The sequence below is a fragment of the Halorussus rarus genome, assembly GCF_003369835.1.
Lineage (GTDB): Archaea > Halobacteriota > Halobacteria > Halobacteriales > Haladaptataceae > Halorussus > Halorussus rarus.
The window spans coordinates 1,329,833-1,348,530 of the sequence record NZ_QPMJ01000001.1; the positions used below are offsets into that span (position 1 = coordinate 1,329,833).

Annotated in this window: 12 protein-coding genes; 5 read left to right on the top strand and 7 right to left on the bottom strand. The window is 68.5% G+C overall.

The features are described 5' to 3' along the window. Nucleotides 1-78: 78 nt before the first annotated feature. Entirely contained in the window at nucleotides 79-612 is a 534-nt protein-coding gene (gene dpsA, locus DVR07_RS06400; RefSeq protein WP_115796317.1) for a DNA starvation/stationary phase protection protein DpsA, read from the bottom strand. 296 nt (nucleotides 613-908) lie between these two features. Further along, nucleotides 909-1,700 carry a carbon-nitrogen hydrolase family protein gene (locus DVR07_RS06405; protein WP_240318856.1) on the bottom strand — a complete coding sequence of 264 codons (792 nt, stop codon included), beginning with the start codon at nucleotides 1,698-1,700 and terminating at the stop codon, nucleotides 909-911. A gap of 179 nt (nucleotides 1,701-1,879) precedes the next feature. On the opposite strand from DVR07_RS06405, the gene DVR07_RS06410 reads away from it, so the two are divergent. Next, complete coding sequence (locus DVR07_RS06410) at nucleotides 1,880-3,313, top strand: aldehyde dehydrogenase family protein (protein WP_115795909.1); 1,434 nt, start codon at nucleotides 1,880-1,882, stop codon at nucleotides 3,311-3,313. A gap of 106 nt (nucleotides 3,314-3,419) precedes the next feature. On the opposite strand, the gene DVR07_RS06415 is transcribed toward DVR07_RS06410, so the two are convergent. Further along, nucleotides 3,420-4,718: a cellulase family glycosylhydrolase gene (locus DVR07_RS06415; protein ID WP_115795910.1), complete on the bottom strand. Its 1,299-nt coding sequence runs from the start codon at nucleotides 4,716-4,718 to the stop codon at nucleotides 3,420-3,422. 93 nt (nucleotides 4,719-4,811) lie between these two features. Here DVR07_RS06415 and DVR07_RS06420 point away from each other — a divergent pair, with 93 nt between their 5' ends. The 4 genes from DVR07_RS06420 (at nucleotide 4,812) to DVR07_RS06435 (ending at nucleotide 10,413) form a co-directional block, all read left to right on the top strand. After that, nucleotides 4,812-5,450, top strand: a complete 639-nt coding sequence (locus tag DVR07_RS06420; RefSeq protein ID WP_115795911.1) for an IS6 family transposase — start codon at nucleotides 4,812-4,814, stop codon at nucleotides 5,448-5,450. A gap of 440 nt (nucleotides 5,451-5,890) precedes the next feature. After that, nucleotides 5,891-7,105, top strand: coding sequence for a Cdc6/Cdc18 family protein (locus DVR07_RS06425; RefSeq protein ID WP_115795912.1), 1,215 nt, complete (start codon nucleotides 5,891-5,893; stop codon nucleotides 7,103-7,105). A 244-nt stretch (nucleotides 7,106-7,349) separates the two neighbouring features. Further along, nucleotides 7,350-7,643 carry a hypothetical protein gene (locus DVR07_RS06430; RefSeq protein ID WP_115795913.1) on the top strand — a complete coding sequence of 98 codons (294 nt, stop codon included), beginning with the start codon at nucleotides 7,350-7,352 and terminating at the stop codon, nucleotides 7,641-7,643. Between the two features lie 187 nt (nucleotides 7,644-7,830). After that, on the top strand, nucleotides 7,831-10,413 hold the full coding sequence (locus DVR07_RS06435; protein WP_115796318.1) for an efflux RND transporter permease subunit: 2,583 nt from the start codon (nucleotides 7,831-7,833) through the stop codon (nucleotides 10,411-10,413). Between the two features lie 41 nt (nucleotides 10,414-10,454). Here the strand turns inward: DVR07_RS06435 and DVR07_RS06440 are convergent, their stop codons facing one another. The 4 genes from DVR07_RS06440 to DVR07_RS06455 form a co-directional block, all read right to left on the bottom strand. Further along, nucleotides 10,455-13,406 carry a hypothetical protein gene (locus tag DVR07_RS06440; RefSeq protein ID WP_115795914.1) on the bottom strand — a complete coding sequence of 984 codons (2,952 nt, stop codon included), beginning with the start codon at nucleotides 13,404-13,406 and terminating at the stop codon, nucleotides 10,455-10,457. Between the two features lie 814 nt (nucleotides 13,407-14,220). Continuing rightward, the gene (locus DVR07_RS06445) at nucleotides 14,221-15,135 is read right to left on the bottom strand and encodes a hypothetical protein (protein WP_162829462.1); all 915 of its coding nucleotides are present in this window, start codon (nucleotides 15,133-15,135) and stop codon (nucleotides 14,221-14,223) included. Between the two features lie 244 nt (nucleotides 15,136-15,379). Then, nucleotides 15,380-17,731 carry a COG1361 S-layer family protein gene (locus DVR07_RS06450; RefSeq protein WP_115795916.1) on the bottom strand — a complete coding sequence of 784 codons (2,352 nt, stop codon included), beginning with the start codon at nucleotides 17,729-17,731 and terminating at the stop codon, nucleotides 15,380-15,382. Nucleotides 17,732-17,807: 76 nt separating this feature from the next. Further along, nucleotides 17,808-18,551: a cupredoxin domain-containing protein gene (locus DVR07_RS06455; protein WP_115795917.1), complete on the bottom strand. Its 744-nt coding sequence runs from the start codon at nucleotides 18,549-18,551 to the stop codon at nucleotides 17,808-17,810. Nucleotides 18,552-18,698 lie beyond the last annotated feature (147 nt).

The window sequence follows — 18,698 nt, forward strand, 5'->3', positions numbered from 1 at the left end:
CGCGTAATAAACCTCTCGCGCGTTATCACCTGCGAAAATCGGGCGGCGGTACGGGGGTAGCGGACCGGACTCGGCGACTCACCGACGCGCCGCCGCGTCGGGCGCGAGGAAGCCGTGGATGGCGTGGGCGCGGGCTTCGAGGTCGACCAGTTGCTCGCGGAGGACGGTTCCGGTGGCGTGATCGCCGAGGCTCTCGGCGAGTTCGATGTGGCTGCTCACGCTCTCGATGAGGTCGCCGTACGCGTCGAGGTCGCTCGACAGCGAGGACCGGACGTCGTAGACGTCCTCGCCCTCGAAGGGGACGGGGCTGTGGCGCTCGAACGCCGCCGGCCCGCTCACGGGCACGCCGCCGACGGCGCCGATGCGGCGGGCCAGCGCGTCGGCGTGGCGCTCGGCCTCGACGGCCGCGTCGTCGAAGAACCGCCGGAGGTCGGCGGCCCGGAGTCCGTTTACGCTCCAGGAGTGCTTGCGGAGCTGGTGGTAGAGGACGTAGGTCGCCGCGAGGTCGGCGTTCAGCGCCTCGACCATCTGGCCGGCCTTCTGGGCGTCGAACCGGACCGGGTTGTCCTCGACGGTGCCCGCCCGCTGGAGTACCTGCCGCTGTTCGCTCACGTTCGTGGTCACCCGCAACCGGGTACCACCGGCGGCCGCTTAAGGCTGTTCGCGGGGTGTCGTCTGTCGGAAAGATGTGCGCCTGCTCGTCGTTCCAGAAACGGCGCGCGCTGGCGGACCCTCGTGGTCCGCCAATGCGCGCGAGGGAGGCGGCCGCGGTCAGGCGGCCGCCGAGGCTGGGGAGGGGTGAGGTCGGCGGTTGCGGTGCTGTGCGGAAATTCACTGGTAACGGCAGTAGCTAGCCTCAATCGGGAAAACACCCGAAGTAGTCGAGCGGACAGAACCGATATTCTGCTTCACTCGAACACCGGGATGAACTCCCGACACTCCGCGAGCACCGCGGGGTCGAGGTCGGCCACCAGGTCGCGCTCGCCGCGGTTCAGGCCGGCCTGGACGCTCCCGTCCGGTCTGACGACCCGCGAGCGCCCGGCGTACGCGGTGGGGTCGCCGACCGTTTTCCGACCGGTCCGGCCCGCGCCGACGACCCAGCGGACCCCGTCGAGCGCCCGGGCGCGGAGCAGGAGCTTCCAGTTCTGGCTGTGGGCGGCGGGCCACGCGCCCACTACGAAGAGGGCGTCCACCTCCGAAACGGCGAAGGCCGCGCTCTCGCCGACGAAGTTGAGGTCGTAGCAGGTGAGCAGTCCGGTCGTGCCGACCGGCGTCTCGACCGTGACGCGCTCGCGGCCCGGAGCGAGCACCTCGCGCTCGTCGGCCCAGAGGTGGCGCTTCCGGTACACCGTCCGGTCGCCGTCAGGGTGAAGGTAGGCGACGGCGTTGTAGCAGGTCGATTCACACCCACTCGCCTCCTCGACGAACCCGACGAGGAGGCCGCAGCCGGCGTCGGCCGCGAGGTCGCCCAGCCGGGCGAGTGCGTCGCCGTCGCGCGAGAGAGCGGCCTCGCGAACGCGCCCGTCGGCGACGAAGCCGGTCAGCGCGTACTCGGGGAACAGGGCGACGTCGACCGCCGGCGGGAGGTCGCGGACGCGCTCGCAGACGGCGTCGACGTTCGCCGGCACGTCGAGGTCGGTGACCGCCATCTGGCAGGCCGCGACGGTCGGCGGTCCGACCGAGGACTCGGCGTCAGTCACGTCAGCAGGCTCGGAGCCCCGGGAGAAAAGCGGTCCGGTCGCCGGAGGGGTTCGGGGAGGACGTCGCCGGAGTGGCTCGGGGAGGACGAAGTCGCCGATTCGCGCAGGGCCGGGTATCGGAATCATCGTTAATCCAATCGTGAGTAAATATTTTATCCGCGGAGCGCAAAGGGTTGCGTATGTCCCAACAACCACTCCAGCGTCGGGAACGTCTCTACATCGACGGCGAATGGCTCGACGCCGACGACGTGCTCGAAGTCACCGACCTCGCGGACGGCGGCACGTTCGCGCAGGTCGCGGCCGCCAGCCCCGAACTGGCCGACCGGGCGCTCGCGGCGTCACAGGCGGCCCAGGCGGCGATGCGCGAGACGACCATCCCCCAGCGCGCCGCGTGGATGGACCAGATCGCCGACGGGCTGCTCGACCGCAAGGAGGAGCTCGCGGAGGTCGTCGTCCGGGAGGCCGGCAAGCCCGTCTCGTCGGCCCGCGGCGAGGTCGAGAGCGCGGCCGAGCGGTTCCGCCGGGCGAAGGAGGAGATCCGCGCGATGAAGGGCGAGTTCCGCGAGGGCACCACGGCGGGCCACGAGGGCTGGAACGCCATCGTCAAGCACGAGCCCATCGGGACCGTGCTGGCCATCACGCCGTACAACTACCCCCTCGCGACCACGGCGCTGGAGGTCGCGCCCGCGCTCGCGACCGGTAACTCGGTCATCCTCAAGCCCGCCAGCGACACGCCGGTCAGTGCGGCTATCCTGGCGGACATAATTTCTGAGGTCGAGGAGATTCCGAGCGGCGCGTTCAACTTCGTCTCCGGGAGCGCGAGCCGGATCGGCGACGTCCTGGCGGGCGACGACCGCATCAACATGGTGGCGATGACCGGCTCCAGCGCGGCCGGCAAGCACGTCGCCAAGGAGAGCGGGATGGTCGAGCTCCACATGGAGCTCGGCGGGAACGCGCCCGCGGTCGTCTTCCCCGACGCGGACCTCTCGGAGGTGGCCGGCGCGTGCGCCAAGGGCTCGTTCAAGTACGCCGGCCAGCGGTGCTCGGCGGTCAGCCGGGTGCTGGCCCACGAGTCGGTCCACGACGAGATCGTCGACCGACTGGAGGCCGAGATGGACGGCTGGCAGCCCGGCGACCTCTTCGACGAGGACACCACGATGGGGCCGCTCATCAACGAGGGCCAGGCCGAGTGGGTCGAGGAACTGGTCGAGGACGCGGTCGAGAAGGGCGCCGACCTCGTGCGCGGGGGCGAGCGCGACGGCATCCACTTCGAGCCGACGCTGCTGGCGAACGTCCCCCACGACGCCCGCATCGTCCACGAGGAGCAGTTCGGCCCGGTCGCGGCGGTCACGACCTTCGAGACCGAGGACGAGGCGGTCGAGATCGCCAACCGCGGCGAACTCGCGCTCGACGCCGCCGTGTTCACCAAGGACTACGACCGCGCGATGGACCTGAGCGACCGGCTGGACGCGGGCGCGGTCCGCATCAACGGCGCGCCGAGCCACGGTCTCGGCGACATCCCGTTCGGCGGCAACAAGGCCTCCGGCATCGGCCGCCAGGGCCTTCACGACACCATCCAGGAGATGGTTCGCCAGAAGAGCATCATCCTCTGAGGCCGGCGCTCGCGGATTCCGTCCTCAGGTTTCGGTTTTCCGCTTTCGATTCTCCGTATTCTCCGTTTTCGATTTTTGCTGGAGTGGCCCGTTCCTCGGTCGTCCCCTACTTACTGCGCGAGTCGAGTCCGAGCGCGTCCTTGAGACGGTCGACCATCGTCTCGTGGAGGTCGCGGATGAGGGTCGGACCGTCCGCGACCGGTGCGGGGGCGTCGGCGGTCTCGGCGTCGTCCGGCCGGAGGCCGGACCGGAGTGAGCCGTCGGGGGCGCCCCCGTCGGACTGAGTCGCGTCCGCCGACCGGATCGGCCCGTCGGCCATCGGTCCCGGATACGGGAACCGGTGGGCGTTCCACGACGCCGGCAGGGCGTGGCGGTCCGGGACCGCGAGCGGGCGGCCGGCCAGCACCTCCGCGTCGGCCCGGGAGTAGACCGCGCCGTCGGCGTGGAACAGCCCGTTGACCCGGCCCTTCTCGCGGGGTCTCCGCAGGTAGGCCGGCCGGAGCATCAGGCTCCAGAAGTAGTCGCCGTCGATCTTCCCCTCGGCGTGGGCCTTCCGGACGGTCGGCGCGAGGCTGGCGAGGTTCGGCGCGAACCGAGAGGGCGGCTCCTCCAGGGTGCGCTGCCACTCGGTGCACCAGAGGGGGACATGCGATTCTGAACTGTCACTCCGCTCTGCTCGGGCCTCCGCGGCGATCTCGTCGGCGAGCGCGCGCTGCTCGGTCACGTACTCGTAGGCCTCGGCCGGTCGCTTCGGGAGGTTCATGTGGAACTGGTAGGCGTCGAGGCCGGGGAGGTCGTCGAGCGCCTCGCAGTCGTAGTACCGGGCGTACCGCACGTCCCTGGTTCCCATCGTGAGCGGGGCGTCTGGCGCCGCCGTCCTGACGGTTCGGAGCGCGTCGGTCACGAAGTCCCGCCGAGGCTGGACGTCTCCGGGTTCGTTCATGATCTCGGTGGCGAGCAGTCGGCCGTCGCCGGCGTACTCCTGGGCCCACCGGCGGGCGAAGTGGATCGGCGACCGGTCGTACCCCTTCCAGTTGCGCGGCTGGAGTATCTCCGGCCGGGAGGGCGAGTGGACGCCGAACGCGCGCTTCGGGTCGGTGGCGCGGAGGTTCTCCTCGCTCGGCGGGTCCTCGGGCGGGGCCTCGAACAGGACGACGAGCGGGCGGATGTCCCGCGCCTCGCAGGCGGTGAGGAAGTGTTCGACGTGCGCGAAGAAGGAGGGGCCGTCTTCCCGCCAGTACTCGTAGGACGCGAGGACGCGGAGGCTGTTCAGTCCGATTCCGGACGCGTATCCCAGGTCGCGCTCGACGACGTCGTTCCGGTAGTCGGCCCACATCTGGTAGGCGTTCCAGTCCTTCTGGGGGAGGTACACCGCCCCGCTGACGCCTCGGAGGTCCTCGTCCACAGGCAGGTGGAGCGAGCGATTCGATAAAAATATTCGGGTCGTTTTGAAGGCCGTGTTCAGTTAAGAGTGAGGCGGTCGTGCTTCGGTTGTCCTATGACCAAAAACGACCGCCTCAGTGGTTCTAGTCCGTGGATCGACTTGGCGTTTGTGGAGCGAGAACGGACACCCCAGCCTGCGATTGAAGTAGGTATTCGCCTCCACTTGGCGGGACTTTCACTCTCGAATACCAAACGAGAACTTGAAAAGTTGGGTGTCGAACGGAGTCGCACCGTGATCCACAACTGGGTGCAGAAAGCCGATCTACAGCCGACTAGCGATTCAGTTCCGAATCAGATTGCAGTAGACGAGACGGTGATTCGGGTCAATGGTGAACGGTGTTGGCTGTACGCCGCGGTCAATCCCGCAACGAACGAATTCCTCCATGTACGGTTGTTTCAGACACTTACGACTCAACTCACGGTGCTGTTCTTGAGAGAACTCCGCGAGAAACAGCAGGTCGAGCAAGCCACGTTTCTGGTCGATGGAGCGCAGCATCTTCACACGGCGCTGACCCGGCTAGGGCTCCGATTTCAGTATGTTCGCCATGGAAATCGGAACCGCGCTGAACGTGTCTTCCGCGAGGTAAAACGACGAACCTCATCGTTTGCGAATGCATTCCGCAACACTGAGATAGAAACAGCTGAATCGTGGTTGCAAGCCTTCGCCGTCTGGCACAACTCATGCCAAACTTAACACGACCGTTTTGAAACAGCCGGTACGGAGATGCGGCGTCACCGGACGTGACCAACACCCGTGCCACCGCCAACCACCATTTCCGCTGTTTCATCTGTCCGGATTCCTTTATAAATTCCCCCACCCCACGGTTCCGCTGAACCGGCATTCGGGGCGGGTGGGTGGGTGTCGTCCGGTCGCGCGAACCGGATTCCTTCTCGGACTGTCGAGTCGAAATAGACTATTTTGACGGGTATGCGGATGTGGTTTCGAGGACTAGGACAAGAAGCTTCCTCTTCTAGAGCGGTCTCGTGGCCACCCCTCCCCACCGCGCGGCGGATTCAGCGGAACGGCGGGGTGGGGGTGTTTCATAAACGATTCGCTCAGATGAAACAGCGGAATCAGCGGAACGGGTGGTTTCGACAGCTTCATACCTCCGCCTCGATTCCGCCCCGAACACGATGGGCTCTTTCGACTTCGTCAGGGAGTACTCACCCTACACCAACCGCGAGGCGCTGCTGGACGACTACACGCCCGACACGCTGGTGGGCCGCGACGACGAACTGGACGAGTATCACGGCGCGCTCCAGCCGGCCATCTACGGCGAGCAGCCCGACAACATCTTCCTCTACGGCAAGGCCGGGGTGGGCAAGACCGCGGCCACGCGCTTTCTCCTGAACAAGCTCGAGGACAACGCCGAGCAGTACGACGACCTCGACGTCCGGACCGAGATCATCAACTGCGACGGGCTCAACTCCTCGTACCGGGTCGCCAGCAACCTGGTCAACACGATGCGGAACCCCTCGAACCACATCAGCGAGACGGGCTACTCGCGCTCGCAGGTGTACGACCTGATGTGGGAGGAGCTCGACGACTACGGCGGCATCATCCTCATCGTGCTCGACGAGATCGACCACCTCAAGGACGACTCCATTCTCTACCAGCTCTCGCGGGCCCGCGAGAACGAGAACCTCACCGAGGCCCGCATCGGCCTCATCGGCATCAGCAACGATCTCACGTTCCGCGACTCGCTCTCGCCGAAGGTCCGCTCCTCGCTCTGCGAACGGGCCATCTCGTTCTCGACGTACGACGCCAACGAACTCCGGGCGGTGCTCGAACAGCGCAAGAACGTCGCGTTCAAGGACGACGTGCTGACCGACGACGTGGTCCCGCTCTGCGCCGCGTTCGGCGCCCAGGAGTCGGGCGACGCCCGGAAGGCGCTCGACCTCCTGCTGAAGGCCGGCGACCTCGCCCGCGAGGAGAACGACGAGGAGGTCACCGAGCAGCACGTCCGCCGCGGCCGCGAACTGTTAGAGCGCGAGCAGGTCGCCCGCGGCATCGCGGACCTCAACGACCACGAGCGGCTCGTCGTCTACGCCCTCGCCACGCTCGAAGCCGAGGGCGACACCCCGGCCCGCTCTCGCGAGATCTACACCCGCTACAAGTCGCTGGCCGACGCCGCCGGTAAGAGTCCGCTCACGGCCCGCTGGCTCCGCGAGCACCTCGACGACCTCGCCATGCTCGGCATCCTCAACGTCACCGAGATAAACGAGGGGTCGGCCGGCGGCAAGTACCGGGAGTACGACCTCCAGCAGGACCTCGCGGTCGTGCTCGACGCGCTCGAGGAGACGTTCGAGTCGATGGGCGTCCACGCGAGCGTGAAGGACTACCTCTAGAGACCACCTTTTTCTTCGTCGGGTGTCCTCGCTCGCTCCTTTCAGTCGCTCGCTGCGGTCACCCTCCTCGAAAAAATCTGGACCAAAAAACCCCGCTCGCTCACTGCGTTCGCTCGCGGTACTGCAACTGGTTTGGACTGTAACCAGAGCGGCTTCCACAACCCCGACTCCGAAGCTCACTCACCCCAAAATCCGCATCTATTCGGTACTCGACAGAATACCGACGCCCCACGAGGAACCACAGATGGTCGAAGTCGGCGAACACTACCGGCCGGCAGACAGAATCCGCGACGCCGAAGGAGTGCCCCTCACTCCCGGCGTCTACCGCGTCGTGGGTGCGACCAGGGGAGTTGTACTGCTCCGGGTCACCGACGAGGACGGTCGGCGCGCGCACACCGGGGAACTCCGGCACGTCGCTCCCGAAACGCTCGATTCGGAGTTCGAGCCGGCGGACGACCCCGACGCCGGCCTCTCGCCGGTCAGGGACGCTCGGAACCTCTTGTCCGGGATGTACTGGAACGTCCGGCGGTTCTTCTAGCGAGGGTTCGAACGCTACCGCCTCCCGCGGAACGCGATCTCCGTTCCTGAGAGAGCACGTAGGAACGACAGTCCGAGACATCCTCGACGCTCCGTCGCTACCCACCCTCGGCTATTTCCTGCTCGGCGTCCTACGCTCCCCGTACTCCGCCGGTCGGGTAGTGCAGAACGGGGACGGGGACTCGACAGTGGCACTCGACTACCAGCGCGTCATCGACTGGCTGGACGACCGCATCGTGGAGCGACCGGGCCGGGTTGTCGCCGCCTTCCTCATCGTGACCGCGGTCTTCGCGGTGGGCGCGTTCCAGGTCTCCACTGAGTCGGGCACCGAGAGCTTCGCCGAGGACGTGCCCGAGCAGACCGCGCTGGAGGCGGTCGACCGGGAGTTCGAGTCGCCCTTCGGCCCGGCCACGACCACGACCCAGCTCGTCCACACCGGCGAGAACGTCGTCTCGAAGCGCGGCCTGACCCGGATGCTGACGCTGCTCTCCCGACTCGACGACCGGACCGAACTCCGGATCGTCGGGACGACGAGCCCCGCGAGCGTCGTCGCGCGCACGCTCGACCCGAACGCCACCACCCCCGAGGAGCAACTCCGCGCGGTCGAGCGTGCTTCGCCCGCGCGCGTCGATGCCGCGGTCCGGGCCGCCGCCCGCGATAATCCGGCCTTCCGGACCCTGCTGAGCGAGGACTTCAATCCCGTGTCGGCTCGCGCGTCCGCGTCGGTCTCGCTCGTCGAGCACGCCGTCCCGGCGCTCGCCGACGAGGGGTCGACCGGAACCGACCCGCTGACGCCCATCCAGCGCCAGATGCAGCGAGTTGCGGCCTCGGTCGGCGGCGACGTCCGGGTGTTCGGCGCGGGCATAATCGCCGACGAGTTCGGGAGCGTCATCGGCGACACGCTCGTCATCGTGGTCCCGGCCGCCGCGATTCTCATCGTCGTCTTCCTCCTCGTCGCGTACCGCGACCTCGCGGACCTGCTGGTCGGCGTCGCCGCGCTCGTGATGGCCATCATCTGGACGTTCGGCTTCATGGGGTTCGCGGGCATCGCGTTCAACCAGTTGCTCATCGCGGTCCCGCCGCTCCTGCTCGCGGTCGGCATCGACTTCGGTATCCACGCGGTCAACCGCTACCGGGAGGACCGCGAGGCGCTGGTCGCGGGCGAAACGGCCGCCGGACCCGGCGACGACCTCGTCGGGGCCGCGATGCGGCGCGCGACCGACCAGTTGCTCGTCGCCTTCTTCATCGTCACCGCCACCTCGGTCATCGGGTTCGCCTCGAACCTCACCAGCGCGATCGGACCCATCCGGGACTTCGGCGTCGTCGCCAGCGTCGGCATCGTCTTCACGGCGCTCATCTTCGGCGTCTCCGTCCCGGCGGCCAAGGTCCTGCTCGACCGCGCCCGAGAGCGCTACCCGATCCCGACGTTCAGCCAGCGACCGCTCGGCTCCGAAGACTCGGCGCTGGGTCGGGCGCTGACCGGCGGGGTCGTCGTCGCCCGGCGCGCGCCGATCGTCTTCCTCGTGGTGACCGCGGCGCTCACGGCCGGCGCGACCGGCTACGCGACCGGGGTGGACACCTCCTTCAGCGAGGAGCAGTTCCTCCCGCCCGCGGAGACGCCCGGCTACCTCCGGGCGCTGCCCGAACCGTTCAGGCCGAACGAGTACACCGTCACGCGGGATATCAATTTCCTCCGGGACAACTTCGAGACCGGGGAGGACGAGCAGGTCGTCGTCTACGTCGAGGCGCCGATGACCCGCGACACCGCCCTGGAGACCGTCCACCGGGCCGGCGCGGACCCGCCGGACACGTTCGTCGTCGAGGACGGCCGCGCCAGCGAGCGGAGCATCGTGACCGTCGTCCGGTCGCTGGCCGCCACCGACCCCGAGTTCGCCCGGCTGGTCGCGCGCAACGACCGGGACGGCAACGGGGTCCCCGACGACGACCTCGGAGCGATCTACGACGCGCTGTTCGACTCGGAGTACGCCGCGCTCGCGAGTCAGTACCTGGCAGAGGACCGCCGGAGCGCCCGCGTGGTCTACGCGGTCGAGGCCGACGCCGACCCCGCCGAGGTCACCGAGGACGCCCGAACGGTCGCCGACCGCTACCGGTACGAGGCCGTCGCCACGGGCGACATCGTGGTGTTCCAGGCCATCGCGGACCTCATCTTCGAGTCGGCCATCGTCAGCCTCGCGGTCGCGCTCGCCGGCACCGCGGTCTTCCTGGTCCTGGTCTACGGTATCCTCGTGGGCCGGCCCTCGCTCGGCGTCGCGAACCTGATTCCCATCGTGGTGACGGTCGCGGCGCTCGCGGCCACCATGCGCGCGGTCGGCATCTCGCTCAACGCCTTCACCGCGACCGTCCTGGCCATCACCATCGGACTCGGCATCGACTACTCGGTCCACGTCGTCCACCGGTTCGTCGACGAACTGGAAGCAGGAGCCGGGTCGGACGAATCGCCGGCGTCCGCAGGCCGGTCCGACTCGCCCGGCGGAAGCGACCCCCGTGCCGCGCTCTCGCGGACCATCACCGGCACGGGCGGCGCGCTGACCGGCAGCGTCCTCACGACCGTCTTCGGCATCGGGGTGCTCGTGCTCGCAGTGTTCCCGGCTATCGGCCAGTTCGGCCTGCTCACCGCGCTGAGCGTGGTCTACTCCTACGTCGCGTCGCTCGCGGTCCTCCCGTCGGTGCTCGCCGTCTGGGCGCGGTACCTCGGCCCGGGCGCGTCGCTCGACGCGGCCGACGGAGCCGTCGCTCGAGAGGCGGAGTAGCAAAAAAGAACTGCGTCGATTCTGCTCGAGAGCCGGCGGGGTTACGCCGAACCGCCGACCGCCGGAGCGACCGCCGCGGAACTGCTCGCGGTGGTGTTCGTGAGCTCTCCGGGCTCGATCTCCTCGCCGTCGAGGACGAACACCGCGTTGGTGAGGTCGCCCTCGGCCGACACGTCGAGGACCTGGCCGACGAACTCGTAGACGTCGGCGTCGTCACCGGTGACCTGACCGGTCACGGTGCCGTCGTCCCGGACCTCGTCGGTCTCCTCGACCTGGTCGTCGACGGCCTGAACGTTGCCGGCGAACGAGATGGTGTAGTTCAGCGACTCACCCTCGGTCCGGATCTCGAGCGTGTGTCCTGCCTGTGCTACGTCCTGGGTCTGGTTACCCGCGGCGGCGGTCGTCTCCTCGCCTACGTCGCCGTCATCTTGCCCCGCCGCGGTCGTCTCATTTCCCTCTGCGGTCGTCGTGGTCGTCTCGTTACCTGCCTGGTCTGTCTGTTCGGTCGTAGTGGTCGTAGTCGTCTCGTCCTGCTGGCCCGCCGGTACGACCTCGAACTGGACGATGTCGGTGTTGTCACCGTCGTCCACCTCGAGGGTGTAGGTACCGGGCTCGACGTTCTGAGCGCTCAGGTTGACCGACCAGACGCCGTTCCGGCCCCACTCGTCGGTCGCGGCCGAGTCGAACTCGCTCGCGCTCGGGCCGTCGATGACCTCGACAGTGATGGTGTTGTCGTCGGGCCGCCGGTTGGTCAGCCCCCGGACGGCGATGTCCTGGCCGACCTCGATGGGCTGGACCTGCGTCTGGAACCCGGGCGTCACCGGCTGGTCGGCCTGGGCCTGCGGCAGGATGGCCGACACCGACGTCGCCGCGTCGGCGTACCGGAACGTCTGGGTGAGCGTCAGGTCGTCGCTGCCCGCCTCGTCGGTCGTCTCGTCCGTGATCCGCTCGCTGACCTGTTCCTGGGTCAGACCGGCGCCGAAGCTCGCGATCCACGACTCGAGCGAGGCGAGGTCGGCGTCGTCGACGCCGGGCAGGACGCCGTCACCGACGACGGTGTCCCGACCGAGGCCGATGACCATGCCTCTGATCTGTCCCTCGTTGAGCTGCCGGCCCTCGCGGGTGACCAGCTCGATGTCGTCCTCCTCGAAGACGTCGTTGTCGTCGACGCTCACCGTCTCGGTGACGGTGCGGCCGCGCGAGTCGATCATCACGACCAGCACCTCGTCGAGACCGGGCGCGACGCCCGTGACCTCGACGGTGCCGTCCTCGACGGCGACCTGTTCGTTGTAGGTGCGGAAGACCCACGTCGGGTTCCGGGTGGGCTCGGCCTCCGGCTGGGTCGTGTTGTTCTCCTGGTCCTGGAGCGCCATCGGCGAACCCGCGCCGAAGGTCGCCGCCAGCGAGGCGTTACCGCCGCCGCCGAGCGTCGGCTCGGTGACGATGATGGAAGTCTGCTCGCTGGTCGCACTGCTGAAGTCGGACGTCGACAGCGTCTCGGCGACGTTCCCGTTCTGGGCCACGTCGACAGCCTCGACGACCCCGAGCCGGTAGCGACCGGGGATGCTCAGGATGTCGTTGGCCTGCGAGAGGGTGACGTCGCGCTCCTCCCACTCGCCGTCGGCGTCGACGCTGATGAAGTCCTGCTGGCTGAGCTCGCCGTCCTCGTTGATGTCGACGAGTTCCCAGTCGCCCTGGTCGCGGACGTAGACCGCGACGTCGTCCACGCCGGGTGCGGCCGTCCCCCGCACGTCGATTTCCTGCCCGGCGATGTAGGTGCCGGCCGGACTGTCGACGTTGAGCTCGCCCTCGGAGATGTCGAGCGAGAGGTCGTCCTCCGTGTCGCCGACGTCGTCGGCGATCTCCGAGAGGTTCTGGTCGGCCTCGTAGAGGTTGACGTCCACGCTCGTGTCGTCGAGGTACGTCGTGTCTATCTGTCCGACGCCGAGGCCGGTGTCGTCGTCGACCTCGACCTGCGCCCACGCGAGGTCGGCGTTCCCGTCGTCGTTGGTGTCGAGGCTACCGCGGTCGATGGTGTCCTCCACGTCGCGGAAGACGCGCTCGTCGACCTGGTTGTTCCGGAAGTCGGTGTCCTCGATGGTGACGAAGTGGGTCGCGCCGGCGGCCGAGCCGCGGATGGTGTAGCGGACGTTCTCGCCGCGCGTCGCGTCGTCAGTCTCGAGGTCGAGGACGACGTTCTCGTCGCCGGTCACCGAGACGACCGTCGACCGGGTCGCGGCCCCGTAGTCGAGGTTGTCCCAGCCCTCGACCGTGATGGTGTAGTCACCGGCGTTCTGGTCGCTCAGGTCGATGGCCCAGTAGGCCGCGTCGAGGTCCTGCGTGGGTCCTTCGGTCTCGTTGAGCTGACCGAGTCCCTGCAGGTACTCGATACCGGTCTCGGTACCGCGCTGACCCGGGTTGGCGACCAGCGCGGGGTTCTGGGCGTAGGGGCCCTGGAGGCGCTCGCGCTGCTGGTCCGAGAGCTGGCCGACCTCGGTGAGCACGTCGCCCGTGATCTCGTTGCCGTCCTCGTCGGTGACCTCGAGCGAGAGGTCCTCAGCGCGCTGGAAGTTCCACTCGGCGCTGATGAGGAGGGTCTCGTCCTCCTGGACGGTCGACCCCTCGACGTCGACGCCGCGCTCGTTGAACACCTCGAGGTCGGTCACGCGCGGCGTCTGGACCGTGACGCCGATGTTCGCGGCCCGACCGTCGATGGCGTACTGACCGAGCTCCTGGTCTTCCGGGATGGGCGATTCGAGCGGGATGCCCTCCGCGTTCCCGGAGACCCCGATGAGGTTCGAGGGATTGATCTCCTGGCCGTTCTCGGTTATGAAGTCGATGTCGTCCTCACCCTGGAAGACGACCGGTTTCTGCTGGGAGACGACGACGTCGTTCGGTCCGCCGACCCCCGGATCGAACGTCGGCTGCTCGCCCCCGCGCTGTACGTCGGCACCTAGGACCGCCCCCGACATCGCGATCGTCGAGAGCACCATCAGTGCCGTAAGTACGAGCGCACTCGATTTATTTCTCGTTAATCGTGTATTCATTTTGTTTGTCTCGTTTCGCTAGTGCGAAATTCCGTACCGCATCGCTGTTCTGCTGACGGTACCCCCCATCCTGCCGTCCGTGTTCGTCAAATCGTACTCACCGCCTCCTGCTTGCTCGCGTGTTTCACCTCGGGGAAAGTGGACGCCAGAATCGGGTATAAAGCGGGTTGAACGTTTTCGAGCGGAGGTCCTAGGTATGCCCTAATACGACGGGTCCACGGCTGACTGACTCTGAGTAACCCCGATTACCCCCATAGGCCGAGAATATATGCGAACTGGACCGGAGATAGGCCGAGAGTAGTGTCGGAATTTGCTCACTCCGGGATTCGGTCACTCGCTGTCTCTACGTCACTCTCCGACGGAGAAATACGGACAGGACTCCCCGTTACGGCCGATTTCGGCGCAGTGGGACCTGCCAGATATATCGGAAATATAACTGTACGGTGAACGTCAGGTTAGGGTAAGCCAACTGAACTGTAAAATTTCCCGAATTATCGGTTCCCGGCCGGAACAGACGCTCGCTCGCAACCACTTATAGGCCGTTATCAGTCGATTGTCAGCGGACGCTCCGGCTAGCGGGGCGATGGTCAGCGGGTAGCGCGGGTAACTGACCACATCACGTAGTCGGGCGTTCGTTACCGGAATCGACATCGGGAATTACGGCCGCTGCTGGGGCAGAAGATTCACCCGAATAATCACACAACTACGTTTGCCGGTTCCCGTGCTCGCGCGCGGACAGACGACGAGCGTACTGTCGCGTTCAACCGCGGACGTCGCTCTGCGAACGCACGCCTGCCGTGCGGTTCGCTGCCGATTCGCCCTCCCGCGGAAGGACGCGGACAACGAAGCTGTCCGAGTCGTCGCCGTCATCGGCCTCGACCGTGTAGGTCCCGGGTTCGACACCGGTGGCGTTCAGTTCGACCTGCCAGACGCCGTCGGTCCCCCACGTGTCGGTCGCACCGAAGTCGAACGCGTCGGCGCTCGGCCCCTCGGTCACCTCGACAAATATCGTGTTGTCGTCGGGCCGGAGGTTCGTGAGCCCCCGGACGACCACCGTGTCGCCGGCCCTGATCGGTTCGACCGGCCCGGTCCCGTCGAGCGCCGACGCCGGGAGGACGCGCTCGATGGTGGTCCGTCCGTCGGTGTAGACGAACTCCTCGGCCAGCAGGAGGTCGTCGCTGCCGGCGTCCTCGACGGTCTGGTCGTAGAAGAGCTCCACCACCTGTCGCTGGGTCCGCGAGATAGTCCGATTCGCCACCCGCTGGCCCACGATGTCGCGGAACGCCGTCTCGAAGTCCCCGAGGTCCGCCCGGGTGACACCCGATATCTCGCCGTCCCCGACCAGCCCGTCACGGCCCGGCGAGAGGACCGTCGCCACGACGCGGCCCTCGCTGAGCGGCGTCCCGTCGTCGGTGACGAGCGCGAGGTCGTCCTCCTCGAACGCCCTGTCGTCGACCGAGACGAGTTCCGTCACGACCCGGCCGCGGCGGTCGACGAGGACGGCCAGCACCGCGTCGGTTCCGGTCGCGTTCCCTCGGACGGTCACGGTGCCGTCCTCGGTCGCCACCTGTCCGGCGACGTCCCGGTAGACGGTCGCGTCGTACTCAGGCGACGACCGGTTGTCGTCCGCCGCCTGCGACGCCGGAACCGGATCGAAGGCGGCCGCTGATTCCACCGTCCTCGTCGGTTTCTCCGTCGCGAGCGACGTTACCGCCCCGAGCGACGCCGCCGTTAGAGACGATGCTGCCACGAACAGTGCGACGCCGACGGCGAGAGCCGTCCGCTCTCGGTGCGTCAGCCGCGCGTTCGAATCCCCCATCCGGGCCGGACGTTCGGTCGCGACCGACAAGAGTGTTCGCGGCGGCCCGAGCGGGAGGGCCGTCGTCTGAACCTCCGCACCCCTATCGGTCGACGCCGACTCAGGACAGCAGTCGGGCGATGGCCTCGTGCTTCCACCAGACCACCGCGCCGAGAACGACCACGGCCCCGAGGCCGAGCAGGACCGGCGCGACGCCCCCGGTCGGCAGCGGGAGCCCCCGGCCCTCGGGTTCGACCACCTCTATCGGCACCCGATACGTGTCCGACAGCACCGTATCGCCCCGCGCGTTCTCGTACGTGAAGTCGACCGACACCGGGTAGGTCTTGGGGATCGCGCCGCCGGCGGCGCCGAGGCCGAACCGGAGGACCGTCGACTCGTCGGGTTCGAGTCGCGAGACGAACGCCTCGTCGTTGTCGGTCGACAGCGGATCGCTGGCGAACAGCTTCGCCTCCACGTCCCGGAGCGTCTCGTTCGCGGCGTTGGTCACCCGGAACGCGACGACCGTCGAGTCGCCGGCCGGGAGGGTCGCCTCGACCGGCTCGACCCGGAACTCGTCGACGTCCTCGGCGACCTCGACCCGGGCGTCCGCGCTGTCACTCAGCCGCAGGTCGCCCTCCCGGTTCCGGTACCGGACCCGGAACGACACCTGGCGCGGTCCGGCCTCGGCGTCGCCGGTCACGTCCACCGTGAACTCGAAGGGAGCCGACTCGCCGGCGGCGAGCCTGCCGACCGCGTACTCGGTCTCGCGCGGGTCGAGCGTCGGGTTGTTCGTCCGGAGCACCACGACCGCGTTCGAGACCGGGCGGTCGCCGGCGTTGACCACCTCGCCGACGAGGTCGCCCGCGTCGCCGACCCGGAGGTCGCCGGTCACGTCCTCGACCCGGAACGTCTGTTCGGCGCCGACCCGGACGCTGGCCGGCAGCGAGTCGCTGACCCGGGTCTCGCCCTGGTCGTTCCGGTACCGAATCCGGAACGACACCTGCCGGACGCCCGGATCCGTGTCGTTCGGCACCGCGGCGTCGAAGCTGAAGTCGGCGGACTCGCCGGGCGCGAGCGTCCCGACCGCGAACTCGGTGGTCCGGGGCTGGAGCGTCGTCCCCTCGGTTCGCAGGACGACCACCGCGTCGGAAGCGTTCGTCTCGCCGGTGTTGACCACGGTGCCCGAGACGGTCCCCCGGTCGCCGACCTGTAGGCCGGTCGCGGTCGCGTTCACCGCGAAGCTCTGCTCGCGGGCGACCGCGACGCGGGCGTCGATGGGGTCGCTCCGCCGGGTCTCGCCCTCGGCGTTCCGGTACCGGACCCGGAACGACACCTGCCTCGGGCCGGGGTCGGTCGTGTTCGCGGTGTCGATGCGGAAGCTGAAGTCGGCGGACTCGCCCGGAGCGAGCCGGCCGACCGCGACCTCGGTCGAGCGCGGCCGGAGGTCGGTCTCGTTGCTCGCGAGAACCACCACGGCGTCCGAGACGTTCGTATCGCCCGTGTTTTCCACCCGGCCGGTGACCAGCCCCGCGTCGCCGACCCGGAGCGAGCCGTCGACGCCCCGGAGCGCGAACGTCTGCTCGGTGCCGACCGCGACCCCGAAGGTGAGCCCCTTCGACCGCCCGGACACGCCGTTGGGGGTCTCGTAGGCCACCACCGCGTTGGCGAGGTACGTCCCCGGCGCGGTGTCGGCGGACGCGCCAACGGTGACCTCGAAGGTCCGAGAAGCGCCGGGGTCGAGCCGGTCGACGAAGACGCTGGTCCGCTGCTGGGGCGCCTCGCCCCCGCCGAAGAACACCGACGAGTTCGCCGCCGAGAGGGTCACCTGGGCGTCGACGGCGGGCTGGGTCCCGGTGTTCGTCAGGTTCAGCCGGTAGGTCGTCGTGTCGCCCGCGGTCACGCGCGTGAGGTTCTGCGCTCGAATCGCGAACCGGGGCTGGTCCTCGACGACGACGGTGACGTATGCCGTGGTCGAGCGCGAGGCGTCGCCGTACTCGGGGGCCCGCCCCGGGCCGTAGCGCACGAAGTTGGTGTAGTCGTAGCTCACCTCGACCGGGAGCTCGTACGTGCCGGGCGAGAGCGAGTCGGCGATCTCCAGATTGAACGCGTACGGGCCGGAGACGCCTTCGGGGACCGAGCCGGCGAAGACCGTACCCGTCTGGACCTCGACGTTCCGCGCGAGCCGGCCGCTCATCCGCGACTCGTCGACGTCGAGGCGCACGTTCCGGGCGGTCGTCACCCGCCGTTCGTACTCGGCGGGTCCGCCCCGGTCGAGGTCGCCGCTGTTCGAGACGAACACCTCGAGGGTAGCCTGCTCGCCCGCGCCGAACCGGTTGTCGGTCGCCGAGAGCTCCAGGTCGGGGCGACCGACGACCGTCCCCTCCTGCTCCTGGGCGAGCGCGGGGGCGGAGGGGGTCGCCGCGGTCGCGGCGAGCATCGCCGCCGCCACGACTGCGAGCGCGGTGACTCTCATGGGTCCGGGTGCGTCCCGGAGCGCAATAATGCCACGCGGGGTCGGCGGTCGTTGAATCGCGACAACCGCGGATTGACTACGGTCGGGCCGTCGTTTCCCCGCCCGCCTCGCGGTCCCGCGAGAACAGGAAGAGCGCGAACAGCAGCGGCGAGATGAACGCGAGCACGACCCCGGCGGCCAGCACCAGCATCCGGGTCGGGATGCCGCCACCGCCGCCCTCGAGTTCGCCGGTCACCTCGACGTCGCCCACCATCGTCGTCGGGTGGATGGTGCAGATGTACTGGGTCATCTGGGGCGTCGCCGTGAACGTCACCGACGCGGTGGCCCCCTCGCTGGAGACGAGCGAGCTCTGGGCGATGGTGTTGCCCTCCGAGTCCTGCATCGTGATGTTGTGGGGCGCGCCGTCGATGTTCTCGAACCAGAACTCGTACTCGGTGCCGGCCTCCAGTTCGATGGTCGGGTTGTCCTGGCCCTCGATGGCCGCCGGCGCCCGGCCGTGCCACGCCGCCACCTCGCCGCCGAACCGGTAGGTCTCGGACTGCGCCGCCGCCTCGTCGGCGCCGACCGCAGCGGCCGCCCCGGCCGCCGCGGCGGTGCCGCCGGCCGCCCGGACGAACGACCGGCGAGTCATCCCGCCGCCCTCGCCGGCGGTCTCCCGATCCCCGGCCTGCGGGTCTCCTGGCTCCGGATTGTCGGTCCCCGAGTCTCCCGCCAGCCGGTCCCCGGATCGTCGGTCCGCGGTCTGCTGGTCCTCCGTCGGGCCACCGGTCTCTCCTCGCGTCGACTCCGTACTCTCGGCAGGTGTCGCGTCCCCCGTCATCTTCGTTCCCCCTCGGGATTGGTCGGGGAGGGGTAAGAGTCCACGGGCCACCTGACCGAACGTTCGGCGCCGTGGGCGGCCGACGGCGGCGTTCCGGCGGCGAGTCGACAGGCCCGTCGGTAAATCCTTTTCCGGCGGCCCGCCGAT

What these genes read in the sequence shown, in the direction of transcription:
- DVR07_RS06430 (WP_115795913.1), top strand. Translation starts at nt 7,350, where the DNA reads ATGGTCGAAGTCGGCGAACACTACCGGCCGGCAGACAGAATCCGCGAC.
- DVR07_RS06420 (WP_115795911.1), top strand. Translation starts at nt 4,812, where the DNA reads ATGACCAAAAACGACCGCCTCAGTGGTTCTAGTCCGTGGATCGACTTG.
- DVR07_RS06425 (WP_115795912.1), top strand. Translation starts at nt 5,891, where the DNA reads ATGGGCTCTTTCGACTTCGTCAGGGAGTACTCACCCTACACCAACCGC.
- DVR07_RS06410 (WP_115795909.1), top strand. Translation starts at nt 1,880, where the DNA reads ATGTCCCAACAACCACTCCAGCGTCGGGAACGTCTCTACATCGACGGC.
- DVR07_RS06440 (WP_115795914.1), bottom strand. Translation starts at nt 13,406, where the DNA reads ATGGTGCTCTCGACGATCGCGATGTCGGGGGCGGTCCTAGGTGCCGAC.
- DVR07_RS06455 (WP_115795917.1), bottom strand. Translation starts at nt 18,551, where the DNA reads ATGACGGGGGACGCGACACCTGCCGAGAGTACGGAGTCGACGCGAGGA.
- DVR07_RS06450 (WP_115795916.1), bottom strand. Translation starts at nt 17,731, where the DNA reads ATGAGAGTCACCGCGCTCGCAGTCGTGGCGGCGGCGATGCTCGCCGCG.